This window comes from Archangium violaceum, assembly GCF_016859125.1.
GTDB lineage: Bacteria > Myxococcota > Myxococcia > Myxococcales > Myxococcaceae > Archangium > Archangium violaceum_A.
Genome location: NZ_CP069338.1, coordinates 8,674,771 through 8,696,294 on the forward strand (window position 1 = coordinate 8,674,771; position 21,524 = coordinate 8,696,294).

General features: G+C 67.5%; 19 protein-coding genes. 12 read left to right on the forward strand and 7 right to left on the reverse strand.

From position 1 onward, the window contains the following. Positions 1-104: 104 nt before the first annotated feature. From JQX13_RS36875 to JQX13_RS36895, 5 genes are all read right to left on the reverse strand, one after another. The gene (locus JQX13_RS36875) at positions 105-851 is read right to left on the reverse strand and encodes an aminoglycoside adenylyltransferase domain-containing protein (protein WP_203404116.1); all 747 of its coding nucleotides are present in this window, start codon (positions 849-851) and stop codon (positions 105-107) included. 120 nt (positions 852-971) lie between these two features. Then, positions 972-2,153 (reverse strand): MFS transporter, encoded by a 1,182-nt coding sequence (locus JQX13_RS36880; protein WP_203404117.1) that lies wholly within the window; start codon positions 2,151-2,153, stop codon positions 972-974. Then, positions 2,150-2,668 carry a glycine-rich domain-containing protein gene (locus tag JQX13_RS36885; protein WP_203404118.1) on the reverse strand — a complete coding sequence of 173 codons (519 nt, stop codon included), beginning with the start codon at positions 2,666-2,668 and terminating at the stop codon, positions 2,150-2,152. Before JQX13_RS36885 ends, JQX13_RS36880 begins: the two co-directional genes overlap by 4 nt. Continuing rightward, positions 2,665-3,936, reverse strand: a complete 1,272-nt coding sequence (locus JQX13_RS36890) for a hypothetical protein (protein ID WP_203404119.1) — start codon at positions 3,934-3,936, stop codon at positions 2,665-2,667. The genes JQX13_RS36885 and JQX13_RS36890 overlap by 4 nt, the downstream gene beginning before the upstream one ends. A 152-nt stretch (positions 3,937-4,088) precedes the next feature. Then, positions 4,089-4,283 (reverse strand): hypothetical protein, encoded by a 195-nt coding sequence (locus JQX13_RS36895; RefSeq protein WP_203404120.1) that lies wholly within the window; start codon positions 4,281-4,283, stop codon positions 4,089-4,091. A 254-nt stretch (positions 4,284-4,537) separates the two neighbouring features. Here JQX13_RS36895 and JQX13_RS36900 point away from each other — a divergent pair, with 254 nt between their 5' ends. The 11 genes from JQX13_RS36900 to JQX13_RS36950 all read left to right on the forward strand — a co-directional run bounded on the left by JQX13_RS36900 (position 4,538) and on the right by JQX13_RS36950 (position 16,769). Further along, entirely contained in the window at positions 4,538-6,175 is a 1,638-nt protein-coding gene (locus JQX13_RS36900) for a flavin-containing monooxygenase (RefSeq protein ID WP_203404121.1), read from the forward strand. 221 nt (positions 6,176-6,396) lie between these two features. Further along, positions 6,397-7,500: a hypothetical protein gene (locus JQX13_RS36905; RefSeq protein ID WP_203404122.1), complete on the forward strand. Its 1,104-nt coding sequence runs from the start codon at positions 6,397-6,399 to the stop codon at positions 7,498-7,500. A gap of 18 nt (positions 7,501-7,518) precedes the next feature. Next, positions 7,519-8,352, forward strand: a complete 834-nt coding sequence (locus JQX13_RS36910; RefSeq protein WP_203404123.1) for a GNAT family N-acetyltransferase — start codon at positions 7,519-7,521, stop codon at positions 8,350-8,352. A 27-nt stretch (positions 8,353-8,379) separates the two neighbouring features. After that, positions 8,380-9,708, forward strand: a complete 1,329-nt coding sequence (locus JQX13_RS36915) for a hypothetical protein (protein WP_239014081.1) — start codon at positions 8,380-8,382, stop codon at positions 9,706-9,708. Position 9,709: 1 nt separating this feature from the next. Continuing rightward, positions 9,710-10,495 carry an SDR family NAD(P)-dependent oxidoreductase gene (locus JQX13_RS36920; RefSeq protein ID WP_203404124.1) on the forward strand — a complete coding sequence of 262 codons (786 nt, stop codon included), beginning with the start codon at positions 9,710-9,712 and terminating at the stop codon, positions 10,493-10,495. Further along, positions 10,492-11,685 (forward strand): DUF2817 domain-containing protein, encoded by a 1,194-nt coding sequence (locus tag JQX13_RS36925; RefSeq protein WP_203404125.1) that lies wholly within the window; start codon positions 10,492-10,494, stop codon positions 11,683-11,685. The genes JQX13_RS36920 and JQX13_RS36925 overlap by 4 nt, the downstream gene beginning before the upstream one ends. 120 nt (positions 11,686-11,805) lie before the next feature. Further along, positions 11,806-13,020, forward strand: a complete 1,215-nt coding sequence (locus JQX13_RS36930; protein WP_239014082.1) for an iron-containing redox enzyme family protein — start codon at positions 11,806-11,808, stop codon at positions 13,018-13,020. 161 nt (positions 13,021-13,181) lie between these two features. Next, complete coding sequence (locus JQX13_RS36935; RefSeq protein ID WP_203404127.1) at positions 13,182-14,366, forward strand: LuxR C-terminal-related transcriptional regulator; 1,185 nt, start codon at positions 13,182-13,184, stop codon at positions 14,364-14,366. Positions 14,367-14,428: 62 nt separating this feature from the next. Then, entirely contained in the window at positions 14,429-14,755 is a 327-nt protein-coding gene (locus JQX13_RS36940; RefSeq protein ID WP_203404128.1) for an antibiotic biosynthesis monooxygenase family protein, read from the forward strand. A 52-nt stretch (positions 14,756-14,807) separates the two neighbouring features. Further along, positions 14,808-15,569: an SDR family NAD(P)-dependent oxidoreductase gene (locus JQX13_RS36945; RefSeq protein ID WP_239014083.1), complete on the forward strand. Its 762-nt coding sequence runs from the start codon at positions 14,808-14,810 to the stop codon at positions 15,567-15,569. A gap of 33 nt (positions 15,570-15,602) precedes the next feature. Further along, a complete protein-coding gene (locus JQX13_RS36950) occupies positions 15,603-16,769 on the forward strand; it encodes a hypothetical protein (protein ID WP_203404130.1) in 1,167 nt (388 codons plus the stop codon). A gap of 398 nt (positions 16,770-17,167) precedes the next feature. On the opposite strand, the gene JQX13_RS36955 is transcribed toward JQX13_RS36950, so the two are convergent. Next, positions 17,168-18,352 (reverse strand): hypothetical protein, encoded by a 1,185-nt coding sequence (locus JQX13_RS36955; RefSeq protein WP_203404131.1) that lies wholly within the window; start codon positions 18,350-18,352, stop codon positions 17,168-17,170. Positions 18,353-18,723: 371 nt separating this feature from the next. On the opposite strand from JQX13_RS36955, the gene JQX13_RS36960 reads away from it, so the two are divergent. Further along, entirely contained in the window at positions 18,724-20,718 is a 1,995-nt protein-coding gene (locus JQX13_RS36960) for a PAS domain-containing hybrid sensor histidine kinase/response regulator (protein ID WP_203404132.1), read from the forward strand. A gap of 31 nt (positions 20,719-20,749) precedes the next feature. Here JQX13_RS36960 and JQX13_RS36965 read toward each other — a convergent pair whose 3' ends face one another. Then, positions 20,750-21,154 (reverse strand): hypothetical protein, encoded by a 405-nt coding sequence (locus JQX13_RS36965; protein WP_203404133.1) that lies wholly within the window; start codon positions 21,152-21,154, stop codon positions 20,750-20,752. Positions 21,155-21,524: the final 370 nt, after the last annotated feature.

Consider the following 21,524-nt stretch of genomic DNA (forward strand, 5'->3'; position numbering starts at 1 on the left):
TTCACCCAGCGGCCGGCACTTCATCAGAATTGAGTCCCCGGTCCGAGAACTAACTGCACTGATGTACAGGGCTGAGCAGGCTGGCTCGAAGCGGCCCGATAGGGTTACGGAGATTTTCGGGTGGGAGCGGAGTCGTCCAGTTGCTGGACTGCTCGCTCGACAGCGGCCAGTACCTGCTGGTGCAGGGCTCGCACCGCCTCAGGCTCCAGGGTGGGACCCGGGGCGCCGTGGCGCTTCGCGAGCGCGGCATCGATGAGCGATGGGTCGGTGAGGCGTTCGCGTGCCCACGTGGCGGCGGCCGCCTTGGTGCTCCACACGCCCTCCTCGACATGGCGCCAGGCCCGGCACGCATTGAGCACGTTGTTGGGGCTCACCGGCTCGGCGCGTGAGTGCCATGTGAGCGAGTCCCGGATGGCGTCGAGCACCCAGGCCCGTGGAAGGGGTGCCAGCATCTCATTCGGGGGAGGGCCCGCCAGGGGCACGCCGTGACCGCGTGCGATGTCGAGGTCGATGACGAACCAGTGGGTCGCTTCCTGCTCGGGATTGAGGCCGAGCCAGTGGTTCATGCCGGCCCCCGTGTTGAAGTTCATCTCGAAACGCAGGGGCCTGGATGGAGCGGCCACGGCCTCCTTCGCGTAGAGCACGAGCTCCAACCCTCGGGCGGGGCAGGGGAGGGCGCGGTGATCGAGTGCCTCGGCGATCGCCTGTCTGGCGCGGGTCTCCAGCGGGTGTGCGCAGACGGCGATGATGTCGATGTCGCTCCGCCCTGGCTCATAACCCTCCAGGGCCACCGAGCCGATGAGGTAGACGCCCAACAGTTCGTCACCGAGCAATGCCCGAAGGCATCTCACGACTTCAGCCCCGTAACGAGCGACCTCGGGGGCGATTGGCCTGTGAGTCTCCTGGTCGTGTCCCATTTCTCCTCCCAATGAGAGGAGGAATACCAGTGAAGGGCTCGGCTCCAAAAGGGTTCATCGTGCGGCGGTCATACGGTGGACGCGCCAGGCGAGTGCCATCAAACCCAGAACCAGAAACAGGCCGAGGCGCAGCAGGCCGCTCCACCCCAGCACCGACAGGAGGGCCCCGGACGTCAGCGACGCCATGCCGCTGGCGGCGAACACGCACAAGTCATTGAGCCCCTGTGCACGATAGCGCTCGGATCCCGAGCGACTGCGCGCCACCAGGGTCGTCGCGGTCACGAACACGAAACACCACCCGACACCCACCAGCGCCAGCCCGACCAGGTGCCCTCCAATTCCCGGAACCCAACTGATCAGAAACCCCACGAGCAGGAAGAGCAGCCCCAACGCCTGCAACCGTGCGATCGACATTCTTTTCAGAATGGCGCCGATCGACAGCGAGGGCAGGTACATGCTCAGCAGGTGCACCTGTATCACCCAGCTCGCTTCCTGAAGCATGTATTGCTCGAAGCCACACATCTGCAAGGGTGTCGGCACCATCAGCAGACTCATCACCAGGAAGGCACCGGCGCCCATGGCCACCATCGGCCAATACAACGCGCGGGCGCGTGCATCGGGTGTGGCGGAGACCTCGGAGACGAACGCGCTCTGCGGTTGGTACAGCAGCAACGAGAGCGCGGCCAGAACCTGGAGCATCGCCAGGACCAACAGGACCCGGGGAACGTAATCCGACGTCCGTCCCTCCAGCAGGCCGAAGAGCGAGATGCCGGGAAAGATGCCAACGGCGCTGGCGAGCTGGATCAGGGTCAGCAGGCGCGGGGCCCTGCTGCTCTGCTGCCCCTCGAGGATGGCGAAACGATACTGCTGCACGAAGGAGCCGTGCAGACCGACACCGAAGACGGCTGCGCAGAACAGCCAGAAATCGAACCGGTGTACCGCTCGTGCCGCGAGCGCCAGGCAGCTGGCGGCCAGCAGCGCCGAGGCGATGAAGCAGCGCTTGCGTCCGAAGTGGCGCATCAGTTGGCTGGCGGGCCAGGTGCCCAGCGCCGAGGACAGCACCATCACGGCCACCGGGAGGGTCGCGAGCCGCACATCCACCGCGAGCCATTTACCCACCAGGCTGCCGACGAACTGGATCGAAACCGCGCTGGCGAGCCCCACGACCTGGCACAGCAGCAGGACCCGCGTGTTGATGGACGTGGCGGGCGCGGCCCATGGAACTCGGAGGATCACCGAACGTGCTCCTCATCGAGCGCCGCGATGGTGTCCAGGGAAAGGCCCAGCTGCTGGTGGAGGAAGCGCACCATGGTCCAGTGGGGGAGTGCACCCTCGTCGAAGGGACCGAACTCCTCGCGATACAGCGGCAGCCAGCGCAGTGCCTCCTCGAGCATCTGCTCCCGGCCGGGTTGGCTCTGCTGGTAATCCTCGTACGGCAGGCTGCGGTGATGGATGAAGAAGCGTCCCGGCAGGCGCTCCTCGCACAGCTGCCGATACTCCCGGGTCTGCAGGATCAGATAGTGCCAGACCTCATCGATCGCCTGCTCCACGGGCAGGAACAGCCCGGCCAGCCGCTCCGGGTAGCGCGAGATCAGGTACAGGTACTTCAGGCATTCGATGACCTGCCGCTCGACGTACGTGGGCTCCCCGCCGGTGGTCCGCACGAAGTGCCGCACCACGCCGGAGAAGAACGCGTCATCGAGCAGGGCCCTCAGCGCGTCGGTCGTCACCCTGGGTTGATTGGAGTTCATGCGTCACCTTGTCCTGTCATCTCGGATTCCCGCACCAACCAGGCGTACTTCCCGGACTTGCCGATCGCGATGTGCTCGCGATGTTCGAGGACGCATTCGAGACCGGCGACCTCCAGGCTCCTTTGTCGCAGCTCGCGCGCCACGGTCGGATCGACGGGCCTGTTGTCGAAGGTGGTGTACAGCAAGCGGGCCTGTCGCGGCGTCTTCAGGTGAAGTTGATAGAGGAAGATGGACGGCGTGGCGTCGGAGATCCAGTCGTCGAGAGCCGCCTGCGAGAGCACCCCCCCATGTTCGAGCCGCAGCAGCTCCCTCTCCCTCCCGCAGAACCGGCGAATCCGAAGCGGGTCGGGAGAGCCATCGACCGTCTCGGCACAATCGCCGGAGCGATAGCGGATCAGCGGCATGTAGGGATTGCGCAGGCTCGAGACGATGATGCTGTAGATCGTGCTGCCCTCTTCGACCGGGATCAGCTCCAGGTGCATCTTGTCGAGATAGGGCCAGTACCGTCCGTGGCGGTCGCTGTAATACAGATAGCCCAGCTCGGTGCTGCCAAACAGGTCGATGATCGGGCAGTCGAAGTGCTGCTGCAAGAACCGCTGCACGTTCTTCGGCGTGTACTCGTAGGCATGAATGATGCTGGCCGGCTTCGGAAAGCGCTGCCACGAGCCCTGGTCCAGGGTCTTCCGCACCAGATGCGCGAGGTGGTAGCTGTCACAGTCGAGGTGATACGCGCCCAGGGGATGCTCCCGCTGGACGACGGTCATTTCATCCAGCATGCGCTCCACGTCGTCACGCTCCCAGAGCGCCGGATCGAGCCGCAGGTTGAGGTAGAGCGTGCGCGAGTCGAGCCGACGCTCCTCGAGGCTCGGAAGGGCCCGCGGCTCGGTGCCGCGCTTCCTCGCGTTGAGCCGCGCCACGTGCTCGGTCGCCAGCACGGTGGTGATCGAGACTCGCTGGCAGTTCTGCTGCCAGGTGACGGCGATGTCGGGATGCTCGCTCCACAGTTGGTAGTAGGACTTCAGCAGGAAGAAGGGAGGGCGGATGATCTGCATCCGTGCGTGATTGGTTCCGGTCGAGAGCACGAACTCCGCCTCGCCAATCTTCAATGCCTCGGCGAGCCTCGGGGTCATCCAATTGTCCGGGAACCCCCTGGCGATCTCCGGCTTCTCCAGAATCGGGAAGAAGCCCTGTTCGATCGACTGGTGGTAGATGGGGATGTCCCTGACCTGATCGATCATCTCGACGAGCGTCTGTCTTCGGGCGTTCATGGGTTGAGTGGGGGAGGGGAGGTGGTTGAACGGGCCAACGAGAGGCGTTGCATCAGCCCTACGGAGCGGGCGCGAGCGAGGCGGGAATCCACGGGAACGAGGAGCTTTCCCCCCTCGCTCGCGACCCGGACTACCCTCTCAGCTGATACCTATCAGCTGATACAGCCGGTCTTGGAGATGCAGCCGGCCTTGGAGACGCAGCCGGTCTTGGAGATGCAGCCGGCCTTCGCGGAGACGGCCGGTCCAGAGACGCAACCGGCATCGACGACCGGCGTGCCGGCGGAGTTGGCCGCGACCCACTGGTTCCAAAGCTGGTCATGGGCGAGCTGGCGGATCAGGTTTTTCATACGAACCTCCGAGACTGAACGGGTTGGATGATGCAAGGACAAATACACACTTCCACAGCCGCACCCGGATGCGCTCGGGTGCTCCTCGGCCCGGCTGCGCGACCGTGTGTTTGTTTTAAGGTTCAACTTGTCTGGGGTCAAGGCCTTGCTTGTTTTAATGGTTGCTCAGGTTTTGGGAGTCTGGTTCGGGATGTCAGAGGGATATGTTAGGCGTTGCGCGCCGGTTCACGTCGCTCACATATGGAGGCGAATGTATGTCTGACTTGCAGTCGAATCGTTCGGGGGGCGGCGCGGAGCCCGCCAGCAAGGTCGACGTCGTCATTGTCGGGGCCGGGTTCGCGGGCTTGTACATGCTCTACCGCCTGCGCCAGCTCGGTCTCTTGGTACGGGTCTACGAGGCGGGCGGTGGGGTCGGTGGCACGTGGTTCTGGAACCGCTACCCGGGCGCGCGCTGCGATATCGAGAGCATGGACTACTCCTACTCGTTCTCGCACGAGCTCGAGCAGGAGTGGAAGTGGACCGAGCGGTACGCCACCCAGCCGGAGATCCTGCGCTACCTCAACCACGTCGCGGACAGGTTCGATCTCCGCCGGAACATCCAGTTCGACACGCGAGTGACCTCCGCTGTCTTCGACGAGGCGACGAACCGGTGGGCGATCCAGACGGACGGCGGAGCCCGCGTGTCCGCCAGGTTCTGCATCATGGCGACGGGTTGCCTGTCCGCGGCGAAGGTGCCGGACTTCAAGGGGCTCGAGACCTTCGAGGGCAGGTGGTACCACACGGGCAGGTGGCCGCACGAAGCCGTCGACTTCACCGGCCAACGCGTCGGCGTCATCGGGACGAGCTCGTCCGGCATCCAGGTCATCCCCCTCGTCGCCGAGCAGGCGGCCCACCTCTTCGTCTTCCAGCGGACCCCGAGCTTCAGCGTTCCCGCGCGCAATACGCCCATCGACCCGGCCTACGAGTCGTGGATGAAGGCGAACTACGCCGAATACCGGCGCAAGGCCCGCGAGTCGCGTGCCGGGGTCGTCATGGACGTCAACGAGAAGTCCGCTCTGGACGTGTCGCCCGAGGAGCGGGAGCGCGAGTACAAGGCCCGATGGGAGAAGGGCGGTACCGGCTTCCTCGGCGCGTTCTCGGACCTGAGGATCCGCCGGGAGTCCAATGAAACCGCCGCCGAGTTCGTCCGCGCCCGGATCCGTGAAACGGTCCGCGACCCGGCCGTCGCCGAGGCCCTGATGCCCAGGACCTATCCCCTGGGCACCAGGCGCCTGTGTGTCGACACCCACTATTACGAGACCTTCAATCGGGACAACGTCACCCTGGTCGATGTGAAGCAGTCGCCCATCGAGGAGCTTACGCCCAAGGGGCTCCGGACCCGGAGCGCGGAGTACGAGCTGGACATCATCGTGTTCGCGACGGGCTTCGATGCCATGACAGGTGCCCTGCTCAACATCGACATCCGTGGGCGGGGAAACGTGACACTGAGGCAGAAGTGGGCCGATGGCCCGCGCACGTACCTCGGCCTCGCCATTGCCGGCTTTCCGAACTTGTTCACCATCACGGGCCCCGGCAGTCCTTCCGTGTTCAGCAACACGATCGTCTCCATCGAGCAGCATGTGGACTGGCTCACGGACTGCATCGCCTATCTGATGGACCGCCGTTTCAAGTGTATCGAGGCAACCGTCGAAGCGGAGGACGGGTGGGTTGCACACGCCAGGGAGCTCGTCGAGCGCACGCTCTTTCCCCTGGCGGACTCCTGGTACATCGGGGCGAACATCCCTGGCAAACCACGGGTCTTCATGCCCTATGTCGGTGGTGTCGGGGCCTACAGGAAGAAGTGTGATGCCGTCGCGGCCCACGGCTATGAGGGCTTCACCCTGACGAGGTGAAGCAGGACGTGTCCAGGTCCTATACGCGACCCGTCTGACATGGGGGGTGATCGAATGATCCCCATATAGGGTTGCTCGTATAGGGCTCGTTGGTATGTACGAGCCGCTCCCCGGTAGGTACAAGCATTCGCGCGAAACGGGGCTTCCCGGACATTTTCTTCTGGGAGCAAAGGGATGCGAGTCATTGGGACCCGCCCCCAACCAGGCCCCGAGGAGCGCTCATGAATTCAAAGTACGCACTGGATCTCCTGATCGATCTGGCGTTGATCGCCGGCTTCGGGGTGCAGCACTCGATCGTCGCCATGGTGCGCCTCAAGGCCATCATCCAGAAGCTGACGGGGATCGATCCCATCGCCTGGCGCGGTGTGCAGTCCTTCATCAACGTCTCGTACCTGCTGATGGCGTGCATCCTCTGGCGCGAAGTGCCCATCGTCATCTGGGATTTGCAGGGAGTCTGGTATTGGGTGGCGGGGGTGATCCTGGTGGCCTCCTGGGCCTGGTACTTCCAGATCCACCTCTTCGAGTACGACTGTGGCATGGCGTTCGGCTCGTCGGCGGTGCTGGCGCGCCTGCACAACGCGAAGCCGCCACCGATGGAGATGTGGAAGGTGGGCACGCGGCGCTGGCTGCGCTTCCCCGTGCACACCGCCTTCTTCCCGATGTTCTTCGCGTTTCCCCGGATGACGGCGAGCCTGCTGCTGCTGGCCATCGTGGCGAACGTGGCCAACATCATCGGTACCGTCCTCTACGACCGGCGGATGGTGTACCTGGTCAAGGACGCCTACCGTGAGTACCAGAAGGTCACGGGCCTGCTCCTGCCCCCGCTGCTGCGCGCTCCGGGCGGCGCGAAGGACATGAACCTTCCCTCGCCGTGGCACTGGTCCCGCGTGTCCCACAACGTTCCGGGCCTGTTGCTGGGCCTGCTGGTGGGCTCGCTGTTCTGGAGGTTCCTGGGCCCCGTCAGCCTCGTCACGGAGGAGCTCGTTCGTGCGTGGCTCAGCGCCTTCCTCGTCGCGGTGACGGGCGGGGGACTGGTGGGCGTGGTGCACGCGGCGCGCGGCGCCGTGCTGGAGCTCACGTATCAGCGGGTGCTCACGATGCTCGCCACCAACACGGCCCTGATGAGCGCGGTGTCGCTCCTCACGTGGCTGGGCCTCTGCTTCGCCACCCAGGGGGACGTGCCCGTCCTCTACATCTTCTTCCCCATGTGGATGACCATGCTGTGGCTGGGTCACTTCGTGGCGTCGACCGTCTTCTTCGGGCTGCGGCCCTCGTTCGTGCCGGGCCCGGCCGCCGGCACCGTGACCGCCAAGGCCATTCCCTGATCGTCCTGGAGCGATGCCATGACCGCCTTTTCCTCACTCATCCGTCCGTTCAACGTCAAACCCACCCTCCTCCCGCTCTCGCAGGGCTACCGCGGCGCGTGCTGGGCACCTCCCGCGGCGCTGGACGCCGCGCACAAACAGGCCATCTACGGCGCGCTCCGCGAGGTCTCCACGCTCGCCTTCGGCGCCGACATGGCGCCCTACTGGCGTGACCGCTCTCTCGACGGCTACCTGGACAAGATCACCCGCTTCTATTTCATCCACAACGCGGAGGACCGGGTCGTCGGCTGGACGGGCTACCACCGGCTGACATTGGCCGGGCAGACGTGCCTGTACCTGGACTCGACGGGGGTGCTCCCCGAGCTCCAGAACACCGGCATCATGACGGGGCTGTTCGGACAGTTCCTGCTGACGGAGTTGCTGCGCGCGGGCACGCGGAGCCTCTACGTCTCCATGCGCACGGAGAACCCCGTCGTCTACCAGTCCTTCTACAAGGTGGCTGGGGAGCGGAACACCTTCCCCAGCCTGTCCACGCCGGTGCCGGAGAGGGTCCAGGAGATGGGCCGCCAGCTCGCCGCCTGGCTCAAGCAGAGCGACAAGTTCGACGCGCCGTCGCTGCGGGTGAAGGGGGCGTACGACAACCTCGACGCGCTCTACGGCGAGCTGCCCACCTGCAACGACGACAACATCAACACCTACTTCCGTCAGCACCTGCGGCCCGTGGATGCCTTCCTCGTGCTGGCGAAGCTGTCCGGCCCCAGCACCCTGCTGTCCCTGGCCACCAAGAAGCTCGGCAAGGCGCTTCGTGGCAACCGCGCGCGCCGCCCACAGGCGGAGAGCAGGACCGCCTGAGCACGGGCGCAGGAGGACTCCTACCCCATGGAAGACACACCCATGATTCTTGATGACGTCGAACGCAGCTTCTGGGCGACGGACGGTTGCAGGAACATCCCCGAGATCGGGCTGAACCTGTCCGCGCTGAAGCAATACCTTCCCCAGGGTTGGCACTACCTGGTCTACCTGGCCCGGCTCGCGAACACGATCCGCTCGTTGCAGCGCGGCGATGGCTCGATGGTGGCCGAGGAGCTCTCGCGGCAGCTTCTCGAGCAGTCCGCGCTGGCGCTGGAGGCGGCGGCCAGTACCTGCCCGGACGAGGAGGTGGCGGAGATGATGCGTCTGCGCGCCGAGGGGTTGCGGCGCAACGACACGCGCGAGGCCGCGACGGCCCTGGCCCGCGCGAAGAACGATCGGCTGGTGGTGCTCTGCGGGCCGCTCGTCACCTGGCCCGGCAAGAGCAGCGCCTATCTCCACTCCACCTGCGTCGCCCTGGAGGACGAGGTGCTCACGCGGCGTGTCCGCGCGCTCGAGGCGGAGCTGGGTACGCTGCGCGGCTATTACGAGAAGCTGCTGGGCCTGGAGGGCTTGGAGTTGGCGGAGTTCCCCTCCTATACCATCAGCGAGCTGGTGCTCTGCGGTGGCGAGGCGAATGGCTTCCCCAAGCACTTCACCTACTTCCTCCCCGAGGACGAGGGGCACCGCAAGATCAAGCCCCGCAAGACGTTGCTCTTCCACAACATCTACCTGGAGCGCATCCGCTGCCTGAGCCTGCCGCTGCTCAGGAGCCTGTGCCCGGAGCTGACGGTGGCGGACGAGGACGTGTGCGATCCCCTGGTGGCGCTCACCTGGTTCCGCGGGCACGACGTGGGGCACTACTGGCGCCACCGCGATGCCGCCTTCGGCAAGTTGCGGGAGCTTGGCACGGCCCGCTCCTACGCGCTCCAGGAGGCGCTCTGCGACGTGCTCGGCTTCCTGGCGCTGCACGGGCCGTGGCGCCAGGAGGCGCGGCATGACGCGCCCATGGGCTTCTACCTCGCGGAGATGCTCCGCTTCCTCGGCCGCGGCTACCAGGCCATCCATCCGGACTTCGAGGCCGCGCACATCGTGCTCTCCTATCTGGTGAAGAAGGGCTTCGTCTCCCTGGACGCGGAGCGCGGCGAGCTGCGCCTCACCCAGGAGCTGTTCCAGAAGGGCGTGACCGAGGTGGCCGAGCGGCTCATGCGCGCCGTCCTCGGCGGTGACGTGGACGAGGCGCGCCGTCTGCTCGCGGAGCACGGGCTGGCGGCGGATCCGCGCCAGAGCCACCTGGATGCGGTCATCCGCCGCGCCGCGAGCATGGGCAATGACATCCGCTACATCTACGAGGGCTGACATGACGGGCAGCGACAATCTGAAGGGCAGGCGTGTGGTGCTCACGGGCGGGGCCAGTGGCATCGGCAGGGTGACGGCCGAGGCGTTCCTTCGGGCGGGGAGCCGGCTGGCCATCATCGACCGTGACGAGGCGGCCCTTCGCCAGGTGGTGAAGGAACTGGGCCACGACGTGTCGGGTTTCGCCGCGGACGTGTCGGATCCGGCCTCGCTCCGGGACGCCTTCACGAATGTGGACCGGGTGATGGGCGGTGTGGACGTGCTCATCGCGAACGCCGGCATCAGCGTGCGGCGTCCCTTCCTGGAGATCTCCCCGGAGGAGTGGCGGCGGGTCGTCACCACCAACCTGGACGGAGTCTTCTTCTGCGCGCGCGAGGCGGCCACGCGAATGATGGCGGGGCAGGGTGGCGTCCTGTTGTTGATGGGCTCCACCAACGGCCTGGTGGGCTACCCCTATTACGCCTCGTACAACGCCTCGAAGGCGGGCGTCATCGAGCTGGCGCGTTCGCTCGCCATCGAGCTGGCCCCGAAGGTGCGGGTGAACGCCATCTGTCCCGGCTACGTGATGACGCCGATGCAGGAGCGCGAGTACACGCCCGCGATGCTGGAGAAGGTGAACGAGAAGATCCCCCTCCGGCGCCACGCGCGTCCCGAGGAGATCGCCGACCTCTTCCTCTTCCTCGCCTCGGATAGGGCCCGGTACATCCACGGCCAGGCGCTCGTCATCGACGGAGGCGAGCTGGCGGGTGGACTGGCCAGCGCGGGAGTGAGCAGCGAGGGCCAGGGATGAGCCGCCCGGGCACCACCGCCGGCGCGGAGCTGTTCTCGCCGGACTACGCCGTTGCCCGCGACCGCTTCCGCGCCGCGTGCGCGGACGCGGGCTTCCAGGCCCACTGCTACCCGATGCCGGCATCCGCGTCCGGTGTGGAACTGACGGTGGACGTCGCCGTGGGCGGCACGGTGGATGCCCGGCGCGCGCTGCTCGTCACCAGCGGGCTGCACGGCGTGGAGGGCTTCATCGGCTCGGCGCTCCAACTGGCCTTCCTCCAGCGGCTGGCCGTGGACCACTCCTGCGCCAACGGCCTGCGCCTGGTCTTCGTCCATGCGCTCAACCCCTTCGGCTTCCACATGCTTCGCAGGACGGACGAGCGCAACGTGGACCTCAACCGCAACTTCCTCCTGCCGTCCGAGGAGTACCGGGGTGTGCCGGAGGCCTACTGGGACGTGCAGCGGCTGCTGGGGCTGTCCGCCGCGGCGCCCGCGAGCGGATTCCTGCCGCTCAACATGCTGCGCTGCATGCTGCGTCATGGCCAGGCCGTTTCGCGCGACGCGGTGGCGGGCGGGCAGTACGAGGACTCGTGGGGCCTCTTCTTCGGGGGCAGCGAGCTGTCGCCCACGGGGAGCCTGCTCGAGACGCACCTGCGCGGCTGGCTCGGCGACGCCACCGAGGTGCTGCATGTGGACATCCACAGTGGTCTCGGGCCCTGGGGCAGGTACCGCCTCATCCTGGAGCACGACTGGGAGACACCCGAGCTGTACTGGTTCGGCCGGCACTTCGGGGAGTCGCTCGTGGAGCCCAGCGAGCCCAAGCTGGGCATCTCGTACCGCAAGCGCGGGGGCCTTGGCCCCTGGTGCGCCGGGCTGCTCGCGCCCAGGGCCTATGAGCTCCTCATCGCGGAGTTCGGAACCTACCCGCTGCCCCTGGTGTTGCTGGCGCTCCGGGCGGAGAACCGGGACTGGCTCCGCGGGCGGGAGGGATTACGCCGCAGGTTGGTGAAGGCGGCGCTCCGCGAGGTCTTCGCTCCTGTCAGTCCACGCTGGCGCGCGGGTGTCATCCAGCGGGGGCTGGAGCTGCTCCACCGCGCGGCCGATGTGTGCCGCGCCGAGGGCGTCCCCACGGCCCGCTCCCGCACGAACCCTCAATCCTTGTCAATGCCTGTCGAGTTGCCCGGTCAGCGAATTCCGGGTTGGCCGGTTTGATGTCAGATCACCCCTTATCATCCAGGACCCAACATGATTGCTGAACACAGAGCAGACACCGCCCCCGGGCCTTCTCCCTCTCTCGGGGCACGAGAATTCATTCAGCAGCTCGAGCGCGAGGTGGGTGAACACCGTGCGGTCAATCATCCCTATCTGCGGGCGCTCGAGAGCGGCGAGCTGCCGGATCCCGTGGGTGCGCTGCGGGACTACGCGCACCAGTATTTCGCCTACAGCACCAACTTCCAGCGGTACCTGACGGCCACCATTTCGCAGCTCGACAGTCCGGAGCACCGGCGCGTGTTGTTGGCCAACCTGCTGGAGGAGGCGCACGGGGTGAGCCCGGACGAGGCCGAGCTGATGCGCCGCCACGGCATCGATCTGGAGTGGGTGGAGAACGTGCCCCACCCGGTGCTCTACCGGCGCTACCTGGAGGCGCTGGGCATGGACGAGGCGTGGCTGCGCGCGCACCCCTTCTGCGACGAGGCCGTGCAGTGGAGCCAGCTCTTCCTCCAGTGCTGCAGCTCGCTGGGGGCGCCCATCGCGGTGGGCGCGATGGGCATCGGAACGGAGTTGATCGTCCGCCGCGTGTACACGCCCATCCTCGAGGCCATCAAGCGGTACATGGATGTGTCGCCGAGGGACCGGGTGTTCTTCGATCTGCACCAGAAGATCGACGATGAGCACGGCGAGGTGCTGCTGCGCATCGCGGAGGAGCTGGCGGAGGATCCCGCGCAGCGCGCGCTGGTGCGCACCGGTGCGCTGATGGCGCTCAACCTCCGGGCGGGCTTCTACGACAGCATGCTGTGGCGTGCCCGGGAGATGCCGCGCGTCACCCGTGCACCGGCCTCGAGCGACAGGCTGCGCGCCGTCACCAGCGGCTCATCGGGCTTCGTGGATACGAGCCGCAATCGGGACTCGCTGGAGCCGCGGCCGGTGGAGCACGACGCCGGTGAGCTCATCCACCGGCAGGTGGGGCGCGGCGGCGTGGCGGAGGACTTCAGCCGTTCGCGCGGACACCCGGTGTACGAGGTGGCGCTGCCCGCGCGCTCGGTGAGCTTCAGCGTCGGGGAACTGGCGCCTGGCCAGGCGACGTCCAACCACCGCCACGCCTACGAGTCGCTCATCTACATCCTGGAGGGCTCGGGCTGGTCCATCATCGAGGGCCGGCGCGTGGAGTGGCGCGCGGGGGATGCGCTCTACGTCCCACCCTGGAACTGGCATCAGCACGTCGCCGGGGACGAGAAGGCGCTCTACCTCACCGGCACCAACCTGCCCTTGCTGAACCAGCTCGGGCAGACGGTGCTGCGCCAGGAGCAGGGCCCGGCCAATCACTGACGGGCCGTTGATTCCACGGCTCGGGCAAGGCGAAACGGACCGTGAGCGGCCTTCGTGTCCGCCCACGGTCCATGGGTATTGATTGTCATGTTCGTGCCTCTGGTGTCGCTGGGAGAGACCCGGAGGCATCTCTTCCCGTTCATCTGGAGTGATATCTCTTTATGGGTCTCGTCAAGGGTCCTCTTCTGCTGCACACGAAGCAATTCGTGCATGACCGGTTCGGTCCAGGTGTCTGGCGGATGCAGGTGGCGGGACTGCCCGCGGCGAGCCGCGCGGGGGTGCTGCATCCATTGGCCGCGTGCTGGTACGACCTGGGCACCTTCCGGCGCCTGTTGCGCGCGCTGTGCGAGTACACCGGCCGCGGGAGTGGTTTCATCATGGGGGAGCTCGGCCGTCTCACGGCGGACCGGGAGTTGTCGGGAGATCCGAGGTGGGTGCTCCTCCTGGCGCAGCCGTCCTTCGCGGTGCGCGACCTGGCTCTGTGCTGGCGGCGCATGTTCGACGTGGGCAGGTGGGACGCAAGGCACGAAGAGGGGAAGCTCGAGTTGCGGCTGGCGGAGTGGGGGGCCGAGCCGGCCCTGTGCGACTGGGTGGCCGGGTATGTCCGCCGGGCGCTCGAGCTGTTTGGCTGGCAGGTGGAGGAGCTCGAGCACGCGGAGGGGCTCGCGCACGATGCGGCCACCTGCGTGTTCCGGGCCGGGGGGTACCAGAAGCCCGAGTCCCTCCGGGTGCACAAGCTCACCTCCCGGGCGGAGGTGCTCCGGGTGGCGCGCGTGCTCACGCACCGCACCCGGGCCGAGGAACTGGCGCGCCTCGTGGTGGAGTTGAGCCGGGTGCAACTCGGCTGTGCCGGCGCGCAGCTCTGGGTGGTGGAAGAGGAGGGGGACGGGATGCGGTTGCTCTGCTCGGCCGGCGAGTGGGAGCGGTGTGGCCAGCGGAGCTGCTTCCTGCTGGAGACGGGTGGGCGCACGGTGGGCCGCATCGAGGTGGGGCATGTGCAGGAGCAGCTCGAGGAGTCCTCGGCCACGCTCCTGGACGAGCTGTTGCCGTTCATCGCCGACAGCCTGGCGCGCGCGCTGGCGTCACGCGCTCCGGCACCGGCCGTGTTGCGTAACGAGGACCAGGCCTTCCGTCTGCGGCTGGAGGCGGCCCGGCACCTGTGGGGACTCACCGCGCGTCAGGCGGATGTCGTCGCGCTGGCGGTCCAGGGCCAGACGAACAAGGAGATCGCCGAGGCGCTCGGTTGTCAGAAGAGTACCGTGGAGCTGCACATGTCACACATTCTCAAGAAGTGTGGGGCCGACAACCGGAGCATGCTCGCGGCGAGCTTCTGGACACTGCGCTGAGCGTGGGAGGGCGTGCGGGGATTTCTTGGGGGCGGCGGAATTCCGTGTCAATTTCCGCCTCCATGAGCATTGCCAGCACTCCTCAACCGCCCTATGTGGCGGTCATCTTCACGTCCCTGCGCACAACGGTGGACGAGGGTTACGCGCTCACCTCCGCGGAGATGGTTTCCATGGCCGGGGGGCAGCCGGGTTTCCTGGGTATCGAGAGCGCCCGCGGCGCGGATGGGTTGGGCATCACCGTGTCGTATTGGAAGGACATGGACTCGGTGCGTGCGTGGAAGTCGGTTTCCGAGCACCGCATGGCCCAGAAGCTGGGACGTGAGCGGTGGTACCGCGCGTATCGCACGCGTGTCTGTGTGGTGGAGCGGGAGTACGGGTTCTCGCTGTAGCTCCGGGACGCCTCCCGGGGCCGCTTCGACCCGGGAAAAGGAGCTGATGGCAATGGAGCGGGGACTCGTGGGCAGGGTCGCGCTGGTGACGGGCGGCGGGGTGCGCCTGGGTCGCGCGCTGGCCGAGACGTTGGGCAGGGCAGGGGCCACGGTGGCCGTGCACTGTCATGAATCCCGGGACGGGGCCGAGTCCGTGGTGGAGGCCATGCGGGCGGCCGGTGGCCGGGCCCGGGTGTTCCAGGCGGATCTCTCGCGTTCCGAGTCCATCCCTCCGCTGGTGCTCGAGGTGGAGCGTGAGCTCGGTGCCATCTCCATCCTCGTCAACAGCGCCGCGCGCTTCGACCGGGCGGCCTTCGTGGAGACACCCGGGGCCGCGCTGGAGGCGTGCTGGGCCCTCAACGCCCGGGCACCGTACCTGCTGAGCCAGGAGGTGGCGCGGGGGATGCTGGCCCGGGGAGGAGGGGACATCCTCAACATCCTCGACGTGGGTGGAGCCTTCGCACCGTGGCGGGGGTACTCGGCCTATGGAATGACCAAGGCCGCGCTGGCCCACCTGACGCGGTGTCTGGCACTGGAGCTGGCGCCCACCATTCGCGTCAACGGCGTGGCGCCGGGGACGGTCCTGCCCCCCGAGCAGATGAAGCCCTCACTGGTGGAGGCGCTCCGGCGCCGCATCCCCCAGCAGCGTATCGGGACACCGTCGGATGTCGCGGAGGCGGTGCTCTTCTTCCTCACCGGGCCCTCCTACATCACCGGGCAGATCCTCGCGGTGGACGGAGGGCGGGTGCTGGGCGTGGCACCAACAGGCGCGTGAGTGCCGCCAGGGCGTGCTAGGAGGGCCTCCTCCATGTCCACGGACACCCAGCTCTCCCAGCCAAGGAGTACCTCGCCCCTGTGGTGGTGGGGTCGTGCGCTGCTGCCTCCTCTCGGTGCCTTCGTGCTCGCGCGCGGACTGCTCTTCATCGCCGCGCTCAAGTCCAAGGTGGTGCCCTGGGCCGTGGACGCCTGGTTGCGCTGGGACTCCGGGCACTACCTGTCGATCGCCGACAACGGCTTCATCCTCCACCCCTGTGGCCCCGACTACGGTGGGCCGAGCAACTGGTGCGGAAACGCCGGATGGATGCCCGGCTATCCTCGCCTCATGGGACTGCTCGCACGAGCGGGCCTGGAGCTCGCGCAGGCGGGTGTCCTGCTCTCCGCCCTGTTCACGATCGGCATGCTCGTGCTCCTCTGGATGGGGTTCCTCGGGCAGAGAGCAAGGAATCTTCCGGTGCTGGGCCTCGCGGCGCTGTTTCCCGGTCAGGTGTACCAGCACGCCGTGTTTCCCATCTCCATGTGCCTCTTCTTCTCGCTCCTCTGTCTCTTCTTCCAGGAGCGGCGGCGCCCGGTGCTGGCGGGCCTCGCGGGGGGCGTGGCCGCCTTCACCTACACCACGAGCTTTCTCCTGGCTCCCGTGGTGCTGGCGGCGGAGTTCCTCGCGCCGGGCTCCCCCCAGGCCTCTCCCTGGCCGCGCGTGTGGCGAGGCGTGGGGATTGCGTTCGGCGTCACGTTGGGGTTCGTGGCCGCGCTGGCGCTGTTCCAGGCGCAGACCGGGGCCTGGAACGCGCTCTTCCTCTCGCAGGCGAAATACGGCCACGGCATCAACAGTCCGCTCGGCACGCTCGATGCGGTGGTGGGTCCCCTCCTGCGTGGAGAGAGCAGGCATTGGAAGAATGCCTTCCCTCGAGTCCAGACCCTGATCGTGGCCCTGCTGGTCATCGTCCTCGTCGCCCATACCTTGTCCCGGTGGAGGGCGGCCGGGCTGCGAGAGCGATGGCTCGTGTTCTATGGGCTGGCCTTCTGGTTGTTCCCCCTCACCATGGGGCGGGGGGTGAGCCTCTATCGTGCCGAGTCGCTGCTCGTCCCCCTCGCCTTGCTGGCCTGGCGCCCGGCCGTGGCGAGCACGTGGCTCGTCCTCGCCGCGGTGCTGGTGGTCCCCATGGGTCGACTGTTCTTCCTGAGCGTTCTCGTCTGAGCTGTCCTCACGGACATCCCGTGACCCATCAGTAGCTCGAATTCGCTCGCAGGCGCTCGTGTTGCTCGGGGAGCGCCTTCTCTGGTCGGGGGTGGGTGGCGCGTGCATGATGAAATGCCCTCGAGACAGGTACGGACACCTGGAGCCTGACGGATCAGGGCATCTCCTTCACGGGCGCCACGTGCGAGCGCATCAAGAGCTCCACGGCGACCTCACCCGTGGATATCGAGGTGCGCGCCGTTCAGCGGAGGTAGGCTGGATCTTCCGGAAGACCTCCAGGATGTCGTACCGGATGAGGGTCCCGTTCTTTCACGTGTTGTGCGGGATGGCGAAGTGCTCGCGCGTCTTCGGGTCCATGGTCTGGAATCTTCCTCCTGGTGGGGGACGGGTGAGGAGGTCTACCGGTAGAAGTGATCCGTGAGGAGGCGGGCGTTGAAGAGCATGGCGTCATAGCTCGTGTAGATGCCGTGCCCGAAGCACGTCGCCAGGCAGTTGGGCAGGGCACCCGTGCCACGGTCTCCGTAGTCGACGAGGTAGCTGAACCCGTCCCGCGGCACGCGCGCGCCGTGGCGCACGTGCTGGAGCCACGCCTTCACGTCGTAGCCCACGCCGAGAATGGCATCGAGCCGCGCGGCCAGCTCGCGCTCCTTCGCGTTGCCCGGCGGAATGTCCGAACCGGCGATGCCCCATAGGTGCACGTAGTCGCCGTTCTCGGTGTGGAGGACGCCGGTGACGGTGTTGCCGCGCGGCTCCGCGCCCCGGTGGTTGATCACGTGGAGGACGCGGCACTGCCGGCCCGTGGCCCAGCCATAGCGTGGCGGCATGCCGAAGGTGGCGATGTCGAGCCGTGCGCGGGCGACCGTGCGCGCCATGTCCTGGAGGACGTCCGTGGGCTCGCCTGCGTCGCGCACGGCCTGCCAGAGCGCCTCCGCGGTCCGTGCCGGGTAGACGAGCTGCGTGAGCAGGGCGAGCACCTGGCCGCCGTGGCTGTGCCCGAGGAGCAGCGCCCGCTTGCGTCCGAGCTCCGAGGTGGCCAGGAGACGCAGCAGCTCCACGGCCGCGCGCAGGCGGGCGACGTGGTTGTTCGCCGAGGACCAGACGAAGCGGGTGGCGCGGATGTCTCCGCCCAGCGCCTTCTGGAAGAGCGAGACGTACTCGGGGGTGTAATTGCCGAGGTCGCGCAGGACGCGATCGCTCGGGAGCTTGGAGAGACGTTGCAGGGTTGGCATGAACCCCGGGCCCAGCGCCGAGAGGGGCCCCTCGAGCGCGGAGAGCAGCAGGGTGGGGTCGTGGCCGACGAAGGTGCCGTGAACGAAGATGACGTGGCGCACCCCTGCGCGGCGCAGCCGGAGGCCCGCCTGAGCCATCGCCTCGCGCCAGGCGGGGGATTGAGCTTCGAGGATGGGCGTCTCGCGTACGATCGGAGGCATCGCCTCGAGCGGTCGCACCGCGAACGTTCCCGGCTGCGGCGCGGCGTCGTACTGCTGGGGTTGGCAGAGGGCCGGCGTTGGGCGGAGCCGCCACAGGACGACGAGCCAGGCGATGGCGGCGGCGAGGAGGAGGAGCGAGATCGCGAGCCACATGTCACGCCAGCTTATCGGGAAGCTGGCGCTCGGTGGAGGTCGGGGCTCCTACAGGACGTTCAGCCCGCGCTCGCGGAAACGGGCCGCCACATGGGCGGAGCTTCCAGCAGTGCCAGACCATGGGCGACCATCCCCTCGGGCCAACTGGGGTGTGGAGGTCGGCGTTCGGCCGTGAGCAATGACGTCTCGGGGTGAGCCACTCCAGCGCATTCCTGCTATATGAGAGTCACCTTCAGCGCCTCCTTTCCCCGACGCCACCGGGACACATCGTGGGCGGGGCGTTGTTAGGGGGGGCAGATGGTCGATCTCTTCTCTCCAGCCAAGGCATCTTCCAGGCGCCTCTCCGCTCCGTCTCCTCTCCAGGGGATGCGATGAGCTCCTCCGCCAGCGCCTCCTGGGTCGACGAGAGCCAGCTCCTCCATCTGCTCGCCAGCCATGCGGCCGAGGCGTTCTACCTGATGGATGAGAAGGGGCTCGTCACCTATGCGAACCCGGCGGCCGAGAGGATGTTCGGCTGGAGCCGGGAGGAGATGCTCGGGAAGGTGCTGCACGACCTCATCCACCACCACCACTCCGATGGACGGCCGTTCCCCATGAGCACGTGCCGCCTCGGGCTGGTGATGACCGAGGGTCGGACCCTGAAGGATCACGAGGACCTCTTCATCCACCGGGATGGCTCGTTCATCCCCGTCTACTGCTCCAATGCCCCCATCCTCGCCGAGGGGCGCATCGTGGGCGCGGCGCTGGTGGTGCATGACCTCACCGCGCGCAAGCGGGCCGAGGAGGCCCGGGCGGAGCAGGCACGGCAGTTCCAACTGCTGATCGACACTCTTCCACACCTCGCCTGGATGTCCCGGGCCGACGGCACCTGCGAGTTCGTCAACCGGCCCTGGCACGAGTACACCGGTCTCTCCATGTCGGAATCGCTCGGGTACGACTGGACGCGAGTGGTGCACCCGGAGGACCTGCCGCGCATGCTGGAGCACTGGCAGCGGGTTCTCGGGACCGGCGAGCGCTACGAGGCGGAGATCCGGATACGTCGGGCCCGTGATGGGGAGTGGCGGTGGTTCCTCTCCCGGGCCCAGCCCGCGCGAGCCGCGGACGGGCGCATCCTGCGGTGGATCGGCTCGTGTACCGACATCGACGAGCAACGGCGCGCCGCCCAGGAGCGCCTGGAGCTGCTGCGGCGCGTGCAGGCGGCCCACGCGGCGGCCGAGGAGGCCAACCGGCTCAAGGATGACTTCCTCGCCACCGTGTCCCACGAGCTGCGCACGCCGCTGACGGCGATGCTCGGCTGGCTCCAACTCCTGCGCACCGGGCGCCTGTCCGAGGAGAAGCGCGGCCGGGCCCTGGAGACGGTGGAGCGCAACGCCCGCGCCCAGGCTCAGGTCATCGAGGACCTGCTGGACATCTCGCGCATCATCACCGGCAAGCTCCACCTGGAGCCCGGGCCGTTGGACATGAAGGCCGTGGTGGAGGCCGCGCTCGAGTCCACGCGGCCGCTCGCCGACACCAAGGGCGTGACGCTGGAGCTGCAGACCGGCGCGGAGCCCCTGCCCATGCGGGGCGACGCCGGGCGGCTTCAGCAGGTGGTGTGGAACCTGGTGAACAACGCCATCAAGTTCACGCCTCGCGAAGGCCGTGTCACCGTCCAGTTGGGCCCGCTCGATGGCGTGGTGGAGCTGCGGGTGATGGACACCGGCATGGGCATCTCCCCGAGCTTCCTGCCCCACATCTTCGAGCGCTTCCGCCAGGAGGATGGCAGCAGCCGCCGGGCCCATGGGGGGCTCGGGTTGGGACTGGCCATCGTGCACCACCTCGTGGAGCTGCACGGGGGCCGCGTCTCGGCGCACAGCCCGGGAGAGGGCCACGGCGCGACCTTCGTCCTGCACCTGCCCCGGGAGCCCCGCCCGGCTCCTCCGCTTCCCCCGGCCCCTCCGGGCTCCGTGGACGCGGTGCCGCCGGTCCGCTCCGCGCTCGCCGGCCTGCGCCTGCTGCTCGTGGAGGACCAGGAGGACACGCGGGAGATGCTCCGCCTCCTGCTGGAGGGCCACGGGGCCCAGCTCCGGGCGGTGTCCTCCGCGGCCGAGGCCTTCCGCTGCCTCCGGGAGTGGCGGCCGGAGCTCCTCGTCTCGGACATCGGGCTGCCCGGGGAGAACGGCTACGAGCTCCTCCAGCGCATCCGCGCGCTGCCCGACGGGGAGGGCGGGCTCACCCCGGCCATTGCCCTCACCGCCTACGCGCGGGCCGAGGACCGGGCGAAGGCGCTGCGCGCGGGCTTCGACATGCACGTGCCCAAACCCGTCGAGGAGGCGGAGCTACTCGCCGTCCTCGCCGCCGCGACCGAGCGTCTGCGGGGCGGCTGAGATTGCTTCCAGCCGCCCCACCATCAATCAATCACTTGCAGCCAAGGAACTCGAGACGGCCCATGGAGATGGTCTCGATGGCGGTGCGGGTGTCGTTGTCGTCGGTGATGTTCACGCGGTACTTGCCGTAGGCACCCGGTGTGGTGACCGAGTACTCGCGCCGCTCGGTGCCCAGCCAGCTGGTCTGGCCGGGGCGGGTATCGAGCACTACCCAGGCGCTGCCATTCCAGCCCTCGAACGTCCAGTCCTTGGGCTCTCGCGTGGTAATGGAGCCGTTGGAGTAGGTGATGGCGTAGCGGGTGATGGTCCGGGGCGCGTCGAGCCACTCCCCGCAGTCGAGCTGCTGATCGACGGCATGGACCTCCGCCTCGGTCCCGGCGATATCGCCCTCACTCCCCTGGCATCCCAGCGCGGGAATCAGAACCAGGGCACTCATCAGGCGGATGTTTCTTCCAGACATCGGGAATTGCATACAGGACCCCCTCCACATCATTCGTGTGTGAATACGCGATTGAGGCGTGTCTTCCGCGGAAGAACCGCCGTTCGCGAGAGACTGTATAGGGGGTGAACCCAGGCTCTAGTTAGACAGGTGGTTTTTGAGGTAAAATACATGTCATGCAAATCCAGGCCTCTTCGCGTTTCCCCCGCCTCCCATCCTCCCCGAGAACCCCTCGCTGCTCACCCGTCTGCGGGAGGGCTTGCAGACCCTCAAGGTGCTGCGGGTCGAACCCACGAATCCGGCCTACGGCGCCGTGTTCTACGACAGCGCTGTGGGAGGACCACTGGGAGACCCCGCTGGCGCTGCT

Coding starts and splice junctions, on each gene's coding strand:
- JQX13_RS36950 (WP_203404130.1), top strand. CDS start 15,603: ATGTCCACGGACACCCAGCTCTCCCAGCCAAGGAGTACCTCGCCCCTG.
- JQX13_RS36920 (WP_203404124.1), top strand. CDS start 9,710: ATGACGGGCAGCGACAATCTGAAGGGCAGGCGTGTGGTGCTCACGGGC.
- JQX13_RS36885 (WP_203404118.1), bottom strand. CDS start 2,668: ATGAACTCCAATCAACCCAGGGTGACGACCGACGCGCTGAGGGCCCTG.
- JQX13_RS36935 (WP_203404127.1), top strand. CDS start 13,182: ATGGGTCTCGTCAAGGGTCCTCTTCTGCTGCACACGAAGCAATTCGTG.
- JQX13_RS36925 (WP_203404125.1), top strand. CDS start 10,492: ATGAGCCGCCCGGGCACCACCGCCGGCGCGGAGCTGTTCTCGCCGGAC.
- JQX13_RS36960 (WP_203404132.1), top strand. CDS start 18,724: ATGAGCTCCTCCGCCAGCGCCTCCTGGGTCGACGAGAGCCAGCTCCTC.
- JQX13_RS36955 (WP_203404131.1), bottom strand. CDS start 18,352: ATGTGGCTCGCGATCTCGCTCCTCCTCCTCGCCGCCGCCATCGCCTGG.
- JQX13_RS36905 (WP_203404122.1), top strand. CDS start 6,397: ATGAATTCAAAGTACGCACTGGATCTCCTGATCGATCTGGCGTTGATC.
- JQX13_RS36915 (WP_239014081.1), top strand. CDS start 8,380: ATGGAAGACACACCCATGATTCTTGATGACGTCGAACGCAGCTTCTGG.
- JQX13_RS36965 (WP_203404133.1), bottom strand. CDS start 21,154: ATGAGTGCCCTGGTTCTGATTCCCGCGCTGGGATGCCAGGGGAGTGAG.
- JQX13_RS36895 (WP_203404120.1), bottom strand. CDS start 4,283: ATGAAAAACCTGATCCGCCAGCTCGCCCATGACCAGCTTTGGAACCAG.
- JQX13_RS36910 (WP_203404123.1), top strand. CDS start 7,519: ATGACCGCCTTTTCCTCACTCATCCGTCCGTTCAACGTCAAACCCACC.
- JQX13_RS36940 (WP_203404128.1), top strand. CDS start 14,429: ATGAGCATTGCCAGCACTCCTCAACCGCCCTATGTGGCGGTCATCTTC.
- JQX13_RS36945 (WP_239014083.1), top strand. CDS start 14,808: ATGGAGCGGGGACTCGTGGGCAGGGTCGCGCTGGTGACGGGCGGCGGG.
- JQX13_RS36900 (WP_203404121.1), top strand. CDS start 4,538: ATGTCTGACTTGCAGTCGAATCGTTCGGGGGGCGGCGCGGAGCCCGCC.
- JQX13_RS36890 (WP_203404119.1), bottom strand. CDS start 3,936: ATGAACGCCCGAAGACAGACGCTCGTCGAGATGATCGATCAGGTCAGG.